Raw genomic sequence first — 13,574 nt, forward strand, 5'->3', positions numbered from 1 at the left:
CATCCCATGCCCGCCGCCCACCGCCACGCCCGCCACCTCCCCGCCTTCATCCTGCTGGCCCTCGCGGACGGTCCCCTGCACGGGCATGCCATCCGGGGAGCGCTCCACGCGCGGTTCACGGACTTCAAGGGCGATCCCGGTGCCATCTACCGGACGCTCCAGGCCCTGGAAGCCGCAGGGGAGGTGACGGCCCACTGGGACACGGGCACTCGCGGCCCCGCCCGGAAGATCTACGAGCTGACGCCCCTCGGCTGGGAGCGGCTCGGCTTCTGGGAGACGGACATCCGCCAGCGGCTTGGCTTCCTCCAGGGCTTCCTGGACGGCTATGCGAAGGTGCGGCGTTCCGGCCGATCCTGATCGAGAAGCCGCCGGAGCCGAGCCTCCCACTCGGCGCGGAGATCCTCCAGCCGCAGGCCTTTCCCCTTGCCCGGCGCGGCCTGCAGCAGACCTTGGGCGCTGGGGTGGGGAAGGGCGTGCAGCTCGAAGGGGGGCGCGCCCTCCAGCCGCGAGAGCACCCACTGCGCCCGTTTCCCGAAGGCGATGACGCGCAGGGTGGAAGCGCCACTCTGCGAGGCCCGCACCAGCTCCGCCTCCAGTCGAGCCAGGTTGGCCGGGTCCAGCAGGTCGCGGTTGGAGGGGGCATGGAAGTGCTCACCATCCTTCGTGGGGCAGGCGGGGTAGGCGTTGCTGAGGGCCGTGCCGATGAGGCGTGGGGCCAGGCCCAGGACCTTGAAGCGGGCTCCGTCCCAGTCTTCCCAGGCCGCCGCAGGCACGTCGGCCCGGTGCGTGGCCATCAAGGCTCGGTAGACGGTGACGCCCGCGCCGTCGCCCCAGAAGGGAAGGCCCGACTGATCCGCGCCCCGGGGCCCGGGGGCTTCGCCGAAGAGCATGACGGAGACCGGCCCGGCGTCGGGAAAGAGGGCGGGGACGGGTCGACCTTGAATGCGGGGCATGGCGCTTCCTGAAGGCGTACATTCTGCAGTGGTCCCGCCGCGTGGAGAACGCCCTTCCACCAGAGGCGGGCTGCGGACCCGGACCAGAAAGCTCAGGGGGAGGTGGATCGTGGGGCGACTCGCGGAGAACCTCGAGAAGGGAGCCGCCCTGCTGGCGGGAGCGGCGGCCCTGCTGCTCGGACCGGCCTGCGGGGGCGGTGGCGGAAACGGGGAAGTGGCGATCCCGCCCTTCTGGGTCTGGGGCCAGGTGGTGGTGGCGGACCTGAACAGGGACGGCCGGGCGGATGTGGCGGTACCCGCCACCCTGATCGACGGCGGAACGCACCGGAGCAGCGTGCAGGTCTTCCTCCGGGACGCGGCGGTCGGGTTTGCCGCGCCGGCCGCCTACCCCCTGGCCTTCGATCCCTGGGGCCTGGCGGCGGGAGACCTGGACGGGGATGGACGGCCGGATCTCGTCGTGGCCATTCCCGCCTCCACCCCCCCGCAACTGAACACCCCGGGGGACAGTGGCGGGCTGATCGTGCTCCGGCAGGACCCCGTGAAGCCGGGGCGTTTCCTCCCTCAAGCCTGGATCCAGACCGGTGGGGCGGCGGAAGCCGCAACGGTGGCGGATCTGACGGGAGATGGCCGGGCGGACCTGGCCGTGGCGGACGGGGTGCGTGTCAACGGCCGCATGCTCCTGCTGGCGCAGGCTCCGGACTCACCGGGCGCCTTCCTGCCGGCCGTTCCCGTGTCCGTGGCGGCCGGGCAGGGGTTCAGCGACCTGGTGGCGGCGGATGTCGATGGCGACGGCCGATCGGACCTGGTGCTGGCGGGCTCGGGCGGCGTGGCCCTGCTCCTGCGGCAGGCGGGCGGAGGCTTCGCGCCGCCGATCTTCCTCGCCTCGGGGCAGCGGATCGATGGGGTGGCGGTGGCGGATCTTGATGGCGACAGCCGGATGGACCTGGTGGCGGCGAACCCCGGGAACGTCACGGACGGCGGCCGGGGCGGCGCCAGCGTGACGGTCTTCCTGCAGACCCAGCCCGGCGCCTTCGCCGCCACGGCCATCCCGGTGGCCGACGGGGCGCGCCAGGTGGCGATCGGAGACCTGAATGGCGACGGCCTGCCGGATGTGGCGGCGATCTCGCTGGTCTACCAGTCCCTTTCGGTGCCCTCGAAGGTGACGATTCTCCTGCAAACCGCCGCCAGCCGGGGCGCTTTCACAGTGGGCGCCGTCATGGACGGGACTGGGTCGTCCAACTTCATCGCGCTCGGCGATGTGGATGGTGATGGCCGCACGGACGTGGTCCTGAACGAGGGGCCCAGCGTGATGGTCCAGACGGCGCCCGGTGTCTTCGGCTCGCCTCGGGCGCTGCGCTGAAGGGTGCTCAGCCGGGCTGCCCTTCCTTCATGAGCGCGGACAGGGCCTTGAACTGGGGGTGGTTCTTGTCCCGGGCCCACTCGAAGGCCACGGATTCGTGGTTGGTGAGCGTGGCGCCGGCGGCGGCCATGCGGTCCAGCGCGTGGCGGCGGTAATCCTCGCCCCGACCGCTGACGGCGTCCCAGCAGAGGTGCACCTCGTGGCCGGAGGCCAGCAGCTCGAGCACGGTCTGCATCACGCAGACGTGCGCCTCGATGCCCGCCACCACGATCTGGCGCTTCTCTCGGGCCAGGTGGGGCCGGGCCTGCTTGAGCAGGGCCTCGAAGCCGGCATCGCCGCAGCAGCCGAAGGCGGTCTTCTCCAGGAAGAACTTCGGCGTGGCCAGAGCGTCGTAGGTGGCGCGGATGCTCTCCTCGGTGGGGCCGATGCCCTTGGGGTACTGTTCGGTCAGCACCACGGGCACCGCAAAGAGGTCCGCCAGGCGCATGAGGCGGCGCGTGGCCTCCAGCACCAGGGCCGGCCGGTGGACCATGCCCACGAGCTTGCCCTGGAGATCGATCACCACGAGGATGCTGCGGCTGGAATCGAGCAGGGCCATGGGAACCTCCTGGGGTCTACCAGATCTTCACGCGGTCCGCGGGCGCCAGGTAGAGCTTCTGGCCCGGCTTCACGCCGAAGGCGGGATACCAGGCGTCCAGGTTCCGGACGGTGTAGGGGCGGAAGGAGGCCGGGGCGTGGCCGTCCGTGAGGATCTGCTGGCGCAGCTGGGGCTCGCGGGTCTTCTCGCGCCAGCTCTGGGCGTAGCTGAGGAAGAACTGCTGGTCGCCGGTGAGCCCCTGGACCACGGGCGCCTCCTTGCCCTTCAGGGACAGGCGGTAGGCGTCGTAGGCGGCGGCGAGGCCGGCCACGTCCGCGATGTTCTCTCCCAGGGTCTGCTTGCCCTTGATGTGCAGGCCCGGGAAGGGCTCGTAGGCGTCGAACTGCTTCACTAGCTGGTCGGCGGAGGCCTGGAAGTGCTTCAGGTCCTCGGGCGTCCACCAGTTTTCCAGCTTGCCGGAGGCGTCGAAGAGGGAACCCGAGTCGTCGAAGCTGTGGCTGATCTCGTGCCCGATCACCGCGCCGATGGCGCCGTAGTCCATGACCATGGGCCGCTTCGGGTCGAAGAAAGGGGGCTGCAGGATGGCCGCGGGGAAGTTGAGGGCGTTCATCACCGGCAGGTTCACCGCGTTCACGAGCTGGGGATTCATCACCCACTCCGTGCGGTCGATGGGCTTGCCGAGCTTGGCCAGGTTGCGGGCGTACTCGAAGCGCTCGGCCCGGTCCGCATTGCCGAAGGCGTCGCCCGGCACGATCTTCAGGCGCCGGTAGTCGCGCCAGCGGTCCGGGTAGCCGACGCTCACCTGGAGCGCCTCGAGCTTGGCGAGGGCCTTGGCCTTGGTGGCGGGGGACATCCAGTCCAGGTGCTCGATGCGGACACGGAAAGCATCCTTGATGTTCGCCACCATGCGCTCGGCCCGGATCTTCTCGGAGGGGGGGAAGTACTTCGCCACGTAGGCCTTGCCCACGGCCTCGCCCAGGGCCTGGTTGGTGAGGTCCACGGCCACCGTCCAGCGTTCCCGGGGCTGGGAGGCGCCGCTCAGCACCTTGCCGTAGAAGGCGAAGGACTGGTCGCGCACGGCCTTGGGCAGGACCGGGGCGGCGTGCTGGATGGCGTGGAAGGTCAGGTAGTCCCGCCAGACGCTCAGCGGCACCTCGGCGGTCAGGGCGGACAGTCCCGTGACCGCCCCCGGCTGCCACACCACGAACACGCTCGGCTTCGTCAGGCCTGCGGCGGCGAAGAAAGCCTCCCAATCCAGGCCCGGCGCCTTGGCGGCGAAGTCGGCGCGGCGCCAGTGGTTGTTCCCCTTCGGGATGTCGCCGGATTCCTCGCGGCCCAGATGGGCCTTGGCCATGCGGGTTTCCAGGTCCACCACCGCCGTGGCGCGTTCAAGCACGCCAGAGAGTCCGGCCTGCTTCAGCATGGCCGCCACGTGGGTGGTGTACTGGGTGCGGACGGCCGCCATGCCCTCGGAGGGGTCCAGGTAGTAGCTGCGCTCGGGCAGGCCGAGTCCCCCCTGGACGAGGAAGGGGGCGTACTGGTCGGGCTGGTCCAGGTCCTGGGCCACCCAGAGGCCGAGGAAGTTGGCTGTGTGGTAGTTGGTGGCGTTCAGCAGGTCCACGTCCGCCCGCAGCGTCGAGCCCAGGTAGCGGGCCAGCTGGGTGCGGTCCTGGATGGCGGCGATGGCCTTGAAGGTGGGCCCGAGGGGTGACAGGCCCCTGGCCTCGATCCGCTTCTGGTCCATGAAGCTGGCGTAGCAGTCGCCGACCTTGCGCAGCTCGGATCCTGCGGGGGCCTGGGCGGCTCCCCGGATCAGGGCGGCGGTGCGGCGGTCGGTCAGGTCCGCCACTTCGCGTCCGACCCCGTAGGATCCCCGGTCCGCTGGGATCTCGGTCCGCTTGACCCAGGCCCCGTTGGCGTAGGCGAAGAAGTCGTCGCCAGGCGCCACGGTGCGGTCCATGCCCGCCAGGTCGAGCCCGTGGGGCGCCGCCTTGGGAGGGGCCGCCACCAGGGCGGGCACGGCCAGGCAGAGGGCGAGGGGGGGCAGGCATCGGCGCATGAAAGATCCTCGGATCCTGGGGGCGGGACGGCGGTCCCGCCCGGGGCGAGGGGACATGATACTCACCCTGGCCCGGACCGGCTGCCGCCTTGACCCGGTCCGGGGGCTGGGGGCATGGTGGAGGGGCTTGTCCCCATACCTCGTCTTGCTATGGAGGGTTCCCGTGCCCCTGCGATCCGCCTCCCTCAGCCCCCTGGCCCTGGTCATGGCCGCAGCCCTGGTCCAACCCCTCGCGGCGGTGGACCTTCAGGACACCCGGCTCCTGGCCAGCCCCGCGACGAGCGGCCGGCTGGTGGCCTTCCTCTACGCGGGGGACCTCTGGACCTGCGCCCCGGACGGTGGCGCGGCCAAGCGGCTCACCACCCGGGGCGGCTGCGCCGGGACCCCGAGGTTCAGCCCGGACGGGGCCTGGATCGCCTACACCGCCACCCTGGAAGGCAACACCGACGTGTGGGTGATCCCCTCCGCCGGCGGCGAGCCGCGGCGCCTCACCTGGCATCCGGGCGCGGATGTCGTGCAGGACTGGACGCCGGACGGCAAGGCCGTGCTCTTCACCTCGGCCCGCTCGGTCCATACCACCCGGCACACCCAGCTCTTCACCGTGCCCCTCGAGGGCGGCATGCCCACCCGGCTGCCCATCCCCAACGCGGCGCGCGCCACCTACTCGCCCGACGGCACCCACCTTGTCTACAACCCGCTCTCCGACGCCTTCCGCCAGTGGAAGCACTACCGGGGCGGCACGGCCTCGAGGCTCTGGATCTACCGCGCCAAGGATCACGAGGTGGAGCAGATCCCGCAGCCCCAGGATCAGCCTCAGGGCCGCTGCAACGACATCGATCCCATGTGGATCGGCGGGAAGGTCTACTTCGTCTCCGACCGGGCCGGCGAGTTCAACCTCTTCAGCTACGACCTGTCCACGAAGGCCGTGGCCCAGCTGACCCACCACACGGATTTCCCCATCCAGGCCGCCAGCCACGGCGGAGGCCAGATCGTCTACGAGCAGGCCGGATGGCTGCACCGCTTCGATCCCGCCACCGGCCGGACCACCCGGCTGAAGGTGGCCGTGGCGGCGGACCTCCCGGAAGCCCGCAGCCGCTGGGCCTCCGGATCGCGGTGGATGGGAGACCTGGCCCTCTCTCCCTCCGGCAGCCGCCTGGCGGTGGAATACCGCGGCGAGATCCTGAGCGTGCCCGCCGAGAAGGGCGATCCCCGCAACCTGACGAACACCCCGGGGGCCCACGAGCGCCACCCGGCCTGGTCGCCGGACGGCCGCTCCATCGCCTACCTCTCCGACGCTGGCGGCGAGTACGCCCTGAAGGTCGAGCCCCAGGACGGCAAGGGAGAGACTCGCACCTACGCCCTGAAGGGGGCGGGCTTCTACGACCTCCTGAAGTGGTCGCCGGACGGGAAGAAGATCGCCTACACGGACAACGCCCTGGTCCTGCGCATCCTCGACCTGGCGACAGGTGCCGTGAAGACCGTGTCCAGCGAGGTGCTCTACACCCCCGGGCCCATCCTGAACCACAGCTGGTCGCCGGACTCCCGGTACCTGGCCTACACCCGCAACACCGAGTCGGGGATGCTCCGCCTCCACCTCTATTCCGTGGAGGAGGACAAGTCCACCCCCCTGACGGACGGCCTGGCCGATGCCAGCGATCCGGTCTTCGACCGCAGCGGGAAGTACCTCTACTTCACCGCCAGCACTGACGCGGGGCCTGTGCGGGACTGGTTCGCCCAGTCCAACAACGACGCTGCCATGCGCGGGGACCTGTACCTCATGGTGCTGGCCAAGGACACGCCCTCGCCCCTGGCCAAGGAGAGCGACGAGGAGCCGGAGGCCGCCAAGGCCGAGGAGAAGGGGCCCAAGGGTGAGGAGAAGAAGAACGGGGCGAAGCCCGAGGTGAAGGTCCGCATCGACTTCGACGGCCTGGCGGAGCGGATCGTGCCCATCGCCGCGGCGAAGACGGCCTACTTCACGGACCTGGCAGCGGGCGAGGCCGGCACCCTCTTCTACCTTCGCCAGGCGGGCGGCTCCAATCGCTTCAACCGCGACGAGCCCATGGCCCTCTGCCGCTTCGACCTGAAGAAGCGCGAAGAGACCGTGATCGCGGAGAAGGTCGATGGCTACGACCTCTCCGCCGACGGCAAGAAGGTCCTCACCCGGCTGCGGGAGACGGTCACCGTCCTCCCCGCCACCGGCAAGCCCGAGCCCGGCAAGGGCAGGGTCCCCCTGGATGGCCTGCAGGTGAGGGTGGAGCCTCGGCAGGAGTGGGCCCAGATCCTCGACGAGGTTTGGCGCATCAACCGGGACTTCTTCTACGCGCCCAACATGCACGGCGCCGACTGGAAGGCCATGAAGGCGAAATACGCCACCTTCCTGCCCGATCTCGCCACCCGCGCCGACCTCAATCGCGTCGTCCAGTGGATGTGCTCGGAACTGGCCGTGGGCCACCACCGGGGAGGGGGCGGCGACCTGGCGGACACCGGCAAAACCGTGCCGGGAGGACTCCTGGGGGCGGACCTGGAGGTGGCGAACGGCCGCTACCGTCTCGCGAAGATCTTCGGCGGGCTCAACTGGAACCCCGAGCTGCGCTCCCCCCTCACGGAGCCCGGCGTGAACGCGAAGCCCGGCGAATACCTCCTTGCCGTGAACGGGCGCGACCTGAAGGCGCCCGAGAACCTCTACGCGCGCTTCGAGGGCATGGCCGGAAAGCTGGTGGAGCTGAGCCTCGGCCCCGATCCCACGGGCAAGGGCGCCCGCACCGTCTCCGTGGTGCCCGTGGCCAGCGAAGCCGCCCTGCGCAACCGCGACTGGGTGGAATCGAACCTTCGCAAGGTGACCGAGGCCACGGACGGCCGCGTGGCCTATGTCTACGTGCCCAACACCACCACCCTGGGCCACACCTACTTCAAGCGCTACTTCTACCCCCAGGCCCAGCGGGACGCCATCATCGTCGACGAGCGCTACAACGGCGGGGGGCAGGTGGCCGACTACTACATCGACCTGCTGCGCCGGCCCTTCATCGCGATGTGGGCCACGCGCTACGGCCAGGACCTGAAGACGCCCCAGGCCTCCATCCAGGGGCCCAAGGTCATGCTCGTGGACGAGACCGCCGGCTCCGGCGGCGACCTGCTGCCCTGGATGTTCCGCAAGTTCGGGATGGGCCCTCTCGTGGGCCGGCCCACCTGGGGCGGCCTCGTGGGCATTCTCGGCTTCCCGTCCCTCATGGACGGCGGCCGCATCACGGCCCCCAACCTGGCCATCTGGACGGACAAGGGCTGGGTGGTGGAGAACGAGGGCGTGGCGCCGGACGTCGAGGTGGAGCAGCTTCCGAAGGACGTCATAGCCGGCCGGGACCCCCAGCTGGAGAAGGCCCTCGAGCTGGTGAAGGCCGAGCTGAAGAAGAACCCGCCGCGGAAGCTCCAGCGACCGCCCTATCCGGTGCGGACGAAGTAGGTTCCATCCCCTGCAAGCCCTGCAAGCCCTGCCGGCCCCGAGGCTTCACGCCTCCGGGGTCGGCAGCGCATGGCGCCAGTCCCGTCCCACCAGCAGGACCTGGACCTTGCCATTCCCGAGGAACATGGCGGTATCCCAAAGAAGCCCGGGGAGGGTGCGGGCGGGACCGGCGGCGGCATCGAAGGCGAGGCTGCGCGTCCGGAACCAGCGCCGGTAGACCAGGTGCCAGCTCCCGCCCGCCTGCACGAGGAAGGCGCCGTGGAACCGTGGCAGACCCTTCACCCGCCGGGCGAAGCAGGGCAGGATCTCCGTGGGGCGGGTGGGCGCCAGCTCCAGGGCCTTCAGCTCCGCCCAGAGGGGGACCTCGTCGCGGCTTCCGCGCCCCACCAGGGAGCGCACCGCGCCACGGAAGCCTGTGAGCACGAACACCAGGGCCCGCGCCAGCAATGGCACGAGGAGGGCCGTGGCCACCAGCACCGCGCCGAGCACGGGCAGGGCGATGGCCGGGTGGCTGTAGGCCAGGGCCAGGAGGCCGACGACACCCAAGTCCTCCGCCACACTGAGGACGCCGTGGCTGGTGGGCTCCGGCGCGGTGTGGGCGAGGAGCCGTACCCCCATCTTGCTGCCGTGGGTGCCCAGGGCGATGGCGCCGCCCGCCAGCAGAGCCAGCACCTTGGCCACGGGATGCAGCTCGCCCGCGGCCCCGAGAGCCAGGAGGGCGCCGCCCAGGGGTCGGATGAAGGTGTGCAGGCCGTCCCAGATGGGCGTGACGAAGGGCACCTTGTCCGCCAGGAACTCCAGGAGAAACAAAAGGGCCGCGGTCCCCAGCACCACCGGGTGGCTCAGGACAGCCAGATCCGGGGGCAGGCCGTGGATCCAGCCGTAGCGCTGCCCGGCGCCCACCAGGAGCACCGTGAGGTAGAGGTTGATGCCAGAGACCGTGGAGAGGCCGAGGATGGCCGCAAGCGTCTGAAGCGGTCCCATCAGGCCGTGGCCCGCTTGTAGACGTGATAGATCCCGAGGAGGATCACCGCGCCCACCACCGACATGAGGAAGCCCGCGCTCTGGCCCGGCTGGTAGTGGCCCACCGCGCGCCCGATCCAGGTGCCGAGGAAGGAGCCCGCGATGCCGAGGATCATGGTGATGATCCAGCCGCCGGGGTCCTTGCCGGGCATGAGGAGCTTGGCCACGGCACCGGCGATGAGACCGATGATGCAGGTCCAGATGAGGTGGAGCATGCAAGCCTCCCCGATGGGTTTGGTTGATGTCGCAGCCACCTTAGGCTTCGGGTCAGGTGCGGTCAATCGCAAAACCCAGTACACATCACGCCGAGATGCCTTGAAGCCAGGGCTTGCGGAACGCAGGAGCGGAGTGGAACCTGGGGCTCCACTTCCCGAGGAGGATGTCATGGGTCTGCTGGACATGGTGGGCGGTCTGCTGGGACAGGGCGGTCAGGCAGAAGGCGGCAACCCGCTCCTGGGGGCCGTCATGGGTCTCATCCAGAACCATCCCGGGGGCCTCCAGGGCCTGCTGGGCCAGTTCCAGGAGAAGGGGCTGGGTGACCAGGTGGCCTCCTGGATCGGCACGGGGGCGAACCAGCCCATCAGCGCCGAGCACGTCCAGGCCGCGCTGGGCTCCGATCAGCTGCAGCAGCTGGCGGGCCAGCTGGGGATCTCCCACGGCGAGGCCGCCTCGGGGCTGGCGAATCTCCTGCCCCAGGTGGTGGACAAGCTCAGCCCCCAGGGCAGCCTGCCCGAGGGCGGGATCGGCACGGACCTGCTGAAGAAGTTTTTGAGCTAGGAGGGCCGAGGCCTACATCCGGAGCGCGGTCTCCGCGGCCGTGGCGTCGCGTGCCTTCAGGTGGTCGAAGACGATCAGGTACCACCCGATGGCCGCGAGGATGGCATGCCGGAAGCGGGCAGGGTGCGTCGTGTCCAGTTCCACGTCGCCCTGCTCGTAGCCGGGGAGGGAAGTGACGTCCCGGCCCGTGCGGGCATGGAGGCGCACCAGAGGCATGCCGCTGAGATCCGCAAAGGTCCCGCCGGGGCCGACCCCGTGATGCCAGATCCAGTCGAAGGCCGCGCCATCCTCGAATTCCAGGCGCCCGTGCCGGAAGGCGTGAGGGTGGAAGGTGGCGAGGTTCACCTTCCCGCCCTCCTCCCGCAGGGTCACCACCGGGTTCATCACGCCCAGGTGCTTGAGGGTCCAGGTCCCTTCGGCTGTCTCGACGCGGGCCAGGATGCAGCCTTCGTCCATGAAGGTCATGGTGGCGAAGACCTCCTGCTCCACGTGCAGTTCAAAGCTCCTGGGATTGGCTCCGGATCGCCGCCATTCCAGGATGTTGGTGGTGGATTCGCTGAGTGACCTCATGACCTGCCCCCAGTTCCCGCGGGGAATGCGTCCGCGTACGGGAAATGTACGTCCGATGGGAGAACCGGGTCAGAGGGCGTGGCGGGAAAATACAGGTTGGATTGAGGCGCTGTATGGATTGGGCCATGACTCGGTTCTCCCGTCGCCCGGACCGACCGGGGCGGAGGGGGCACGGCGAGACCAGGCGGTGGTGGCGCGGGGGGTGGAGAGCCCTATCTTTAGAATTCACAGAGGAAAGTGATGACCTGCGAGACACGGGGCGACCGGCGCCATTCGCCGGAAGTGCGGAAAGACGAGGCGCGAGGGGCCCTTTGGTCCCTGCCGGATGGTCACCGTCTGCCCAACCTGGTGGACGCGGCGCCCCTCCTGCTGGCGGATCCCGCCCATCCCGCCCGCCTGCGCCCCACGGACCTGGAACACCCCGAGGATTTCCACATGCGCCTGACGGCCTGGCTCCTGCGTCAGGGCTGATACGGGACTGCGAAAATCCGGTCAGGACTGGGTCTGGAGGCTGTCCAGAACGCAGCGGCCATGGAGGCGGGGAATCAGGTCAGTCAGCCGGGCTTCGGGGACCAGGAAGGCGATGGAGACGGTGCTGCCGCCCGTGAGAAGTCCGCCTACGGGCTCCTGCCCCAGGGTCGCCAGGTGGCGCAGGGCGGCCAGGGGATCGGCCCGCAGGCCTTCCCCCACGAGGGCCACCACGGCCCATCCGCCTTCCAGGTCCGGGCCTTCGGCGGCCAGGTCCGCCAGCACCTTGGCCGCCGCAGCCGTGTCCGGCCGCACGGCCAGCAGGGTACCTGCCGGGCTGGACACCAGCCCGAAGCGCAGGGCTCCGGCCTCCTCCAGTCGCCGGGCGGCCTCCAAGGGCGGTTCCAGGCCATCCGAGGCCGGGAACCGCAGGAGGCTGAGACCTTCCTTGTACGCCACGGAGGTGACGGCGCCCGGCGTCCGCGCGGGTGGCACGGGCAGGATCTCCGTGCGGGAGGCCGCGGGCCGCAGCGTGTTGGCCACCACCAGCCGGAAGCCCGCCCGGCCGCCGGGAGCCAGGGAGTCCGCGTGCAGCACCTTGGCTCCGAAGGCGCTGAGGGCCTCCGCTTCGCCCAGGCTCATCTGGGGGATGGGCTGGGCTTCGGCCACCAGGCTGGGGTCCGCGGTGAGCACCCCGTCCACATCCGTCCAGATCTGCACTTCGGTCGCACCCAGGGCCTCGCCCAGCAAGGTGGCGCTGGTGTCCGAGCCGCCCCGGCCCAGCGTGGTGGTGTGTCCCTCGGCCGTGGCGCCCAGGAAGCCCTGGGTGACCCAGAGGGCGCCGGCGGCCAGACCCTCGCGCCAGGGCCCGGCGGCGGCGCGCAGGGCCGCGAGCTGGGGCCGGGCTTTGCCGAAGCGGGCATCGGTCCGCATCACCTCCCGCACGTCCTTGAAGGACCCGCCGAAGCAGAGGGCCGCCAGATGAGCCGACAGCGTCTCGCCCAGAGCCAGGGCCGAGTCGCGTCCCCGGGCCGTCGCCTCGCCCAGCATGGCCATGCCCGTGAGCAGCTGGTCCAGCCGCTCGAAGAGGGGCGTCCAGGCCGGCCGGACCTCGGCCCAGAGGCCCAGCTCCGAGGCCACCTGGCGGTGCCGGTCCCGCAGGGCGACCAGGTGCTCCCGCGCACCGGGCAGGTCGCCCCGGCCCGCCGCGGCGCAGGCCTCCAGGAGGCTGTCCGTGGTGCCCCTCAGGGCCGAGACCACCACCAGGCCGCCCGAGGGGAGCTCGTCACGGACGATGGCGGCCGCCCGGCGGAGCGCGTCGGCGCTGCCCACGGAGCTGCCGCCGAACTTGAGGACCTTCAGGCTCATGCCCGCCCCCCTGCCGCCGGCAGGGCGTCCGCCTGGAAGGGGACCTCCTGATAGACGGCGTAGTTCAGCCAGTTCGAGAAGAGGAGGTTGGCGTGGCTCCGCCAGCGCACCAGGGGCTCGCGGGTGGGGTCGTCGTCCGGGAAGTAGTTCCGGGGGATGCCGGTGGGCAGGCCCTTGCCCAGGTCCCGGGCGTACTCGCCCTGGAGGGTGCCGGGGTCGTACTCCGAGTGGCCGGTGACGAAGACCTGCCGCCGGTCCGCGGACTGCAGCAGGTACACGCCAGCCTCGTCGGACTCGGCCAGGAGCATGAGCCGCGGTTCCGCCAGGACGTCCGCCCGGCGGGTCTCTGTGTGCCGCGAGTGGGGCGCGAAGAACACATCGTCGAAGCCCTGCACCAGGTGCTCCTGGCGCGCGTTCACCCGGTGGGGGAACACCCCGAACTGCTTCTCGGCCAGGGGATGCTTGGGGATCCCGTAGTAGTGGTGGAGGGCCGCCTGGGCGCCCCAGCAGATGAAGAAGCTGGAGAAGACGTTCGTCCGGGCCCAGTCCAACAGCTGCGCCAGCTCCGGCCAGTAGTCCACCGCCTCGAAAGGCAGCGTCTCCACGGGGGCGCCGGTGACGATGAGCCCGTCGAAGGCCTGCCCGCGCACGTCCGCGAAGGACACGTAGTGCTCCAGGAGGTGCTCCGAGGGGGTGTTCTTCGCTTCGTGGGAGGCCATGTGGAGCAGCGTCACCTCCACTTGCAGGGGGGTGTTGCCGAGCAGGCGCAGGAGCTGGGTCTCCGTGGCGATCTTGGTGGGCATCAGGTTGAGGATGGCGATGCGCAGGGGGCGGATGTCCTGATGGAGGGCGCGGCGTTCCTCCATCAGGAACACGTTCTCCACCTCCAGGACGCCGCGGGCGGGCAGGGTGTCTGGGATCTTGACGGGCATAGGGCGAAA

General features: G+C 70.5%; 13 protein-coding genes. 5 read left to right on the forward strand and 8 right to left on the reverse strand.

Annotated elements, in window-relative coordinates; genetic code table 11:
- Nucleotides 1–6: 6 nt before the first annotated feature.
- Nucleotides 7–357 (forward strand): PadR family transcriptional regulator, encoded by a 351-nt coding sequence (locus MLJ35_RS00355; RefSeq protein ID WP_243382037.1) that lies wholly within the window; start codon nt 7–9, stop codon nt 355–357.
- Here MLJ35_RS00355 and MLJ35_RS00360 read toward each other — a convergent pair.
- Nucleotides 324–953 carry a uracil-DNA glycosylase family protein gene (locus MLJ35_RS00360; RefSeq protein ID WP_243382039.1) on the reverse strand — a complete coding sequence of 210 codons (630 nt, stop codon included), beginning with the start codon at nt 951–953 and terminating at the stop codon, nt 324–326. The two genes, MLJ35_RS00355 and MLJ35_RS00360, sit on opposite strands and share 34 nt — an antisense overlap.
- A 109-nt stretch (nt 954–1,062) precedes the next feature.
- Here MLJ35_RS00360 and MLJ35_RS00365 point away from each other — a divergent pair, with 109 nt between their 5' ends.
- The gene (locus MLJ35_RS00365) at nt 1,063–2,313 is read left to right on the forward strand and encodes an FG-GAP repeat domain-containing protein (protein WP_243382041.1); all 1,251 of its coding nucleotides are present in this window, start codon (nt 1,063–1,065) and stop codon (nt 2,311–2,313) included.
- Between the two features lie 7 nt (nt 2,314–2,320).
- Here the strand turns inward: MLJ35_RS00365 and MLJ35_RS00370 are convergent, their stop codons facing one another.
- On the reverse strand, nt 2,321–2,911 hold the full coding sequence (locus MLJ35_RS00370) for an isochorismatase family protein (protein ID WP_243382043.1): 591 nt from the start codon (nt 2,909–2,911) through the stop codon (nt 2,321–2,323).
- Between the two features lie 16 nt (nt 2,912–2,927).
- Nucleotides 2,928–4,970 carry a M13 family metallopeptidase gene (locus MLJ35_RS00375; protein WP_243382045.1) on the reverse strand — a complete coding sequence of 681 codons (2,043 nt, stop codon included), beginning with the start codon at nt 4,968–4,970 and terminating at the stop codon, nt 2,928–2,930.
- Nucleotides 4,971–5,133: 163 nt separating this feature from the next.
- Between MLJ35_RS00375 and MLJ35_RS00380 the strand changes: the two genes are divergently transcribed.
- Complete coding sequence (locus MLJ35_RS00380) at nt 5,134–8,427, forward strand: S41 family peptidase (RefSeq protein WP_243382047.1); 3,294 nt, start codon at nt 5,134–5,136, stop codon at nt 8,425–8,427.
- A gap of 45 nt (nt 8,428–8,472) precedes the next feature.
- On the opposite strand, the gene MLJ35_RS00385 is transcribed toward MLJ35_RS00380, so the two are convergent.
- Together MLJ35_RS00385 and MLJ35_RS00390 are read right to left on the reverse strand one after the other, a co-directional pair.
- The gene (locus MLJ35_RS00385) at nt 8,473–9,411 is read right to left on the reverse strand and encodes a DUF4126 domain-containing protein (protein ID WP_243382049.1); all 939 of its coding nucleotides are present in this window, start codon (nt 9,409–9,411) and stop codon (nt 8,473–8,475) included.
- Nucleotides 9,411–9,665: a GlsB/YeaQ/YmgE family stress response membrane protein gene (locus tag MLJ35_RS00390; protein WP_243382051.1), complete on the reverse strand. Its 255-nt coding sequence runs from the start codon at nt 9,663–9,665 to the stop codon at nt 9,411–9,413. Before MLJ35_RS00390 ends, MLJ35_RS00385 begins: the two co-directional genes overlap by 1 nt.
- 13 nt (nt 9,666–9,678) lie before the next feature.
- On the opposite strand from MLJ35_RS00390, the gene MLJ35_RS00395 reads away from it, so the two are divergent.
- On the forward strand, nt 9,679–10,227 hold the full coding sequence (locus MLJ35_RS00395; protein WP_420843014.1) for a YidB family protein: 549 nt from the start codon (nt 9,679–9,681) through the stop codon (nt 10,225–10,227).
- Between the two features lie 12 nt (nt 10,228–10,239).
- Here MLJ35_RS00395 and MLJ35_RS00400 read toward each other — a convergent pair whose 3' ends face one another.
- A complete protein-coding gene (locus tag MLJ35_RS00400) occupies nt 10,240–10,797 on the reverse strand; it encodes a hypothetical protein (protein WP_243319556.1) in 558 nt (185 codons plus the stop codon).
- 240 nt (nt 10,798–11,037) lie between these two features.
- Between MLJ35_RS00400 and MLJ35_RS00405 the strand changes: the two genes are divergently transcribed.
- Complete coding sequence (locus tag MLJ35_RS00405) at nt 11,038–11,268, forward strand: hypothetical protein (protein ID WP_243382055.1); 231 nt, start codon at nt 11,038–11,040, stop codon at nt 11,266–11,268.
- 21 nt (nt 11,269–11,289) lie between these two features.
- Here MLJ35_RS00405 and MLJ35_RS00410 read toward each other — a convergent pair whose 3' ends face one another.
- Nucleotides 11,290–12,633, reverse strand: a complete 1,344-nt coding sequence (locus tag MLJ35_RS00410; protein WP_243382059.1) for an aspartate kinase — start codon at nt 12,631–12,633, stop codon at nt 11,290–11,292.
- On the reverse strand, nt 12,630–13,565 hold the full coding sequence (metA, locus tag MLJ35_RS00415; RefSeq protein ID WP_243382061.1) for a homoserine O-acetyltransferase MetA: 936 nt from the start codon (nt 13,563–13,565) through the stop codon (nt 12,630–12,632). The genes MLJ35_RS00410 and metA overlap by 4 nt, the downstream gene beginning before the upstream one ends.
- Between the last annotated feature and the right edge of the window lie 9 nt (nt 13,566–13,574).

This window comes from Geothrix alkalitolerans, assembly GCF_022808885.1.
Lineage (GTDB): Bacteria > Acidobacteriota > Holophagae > Holophagales > Holophagaceae > Geothrix > Geothrix alkalitolerans.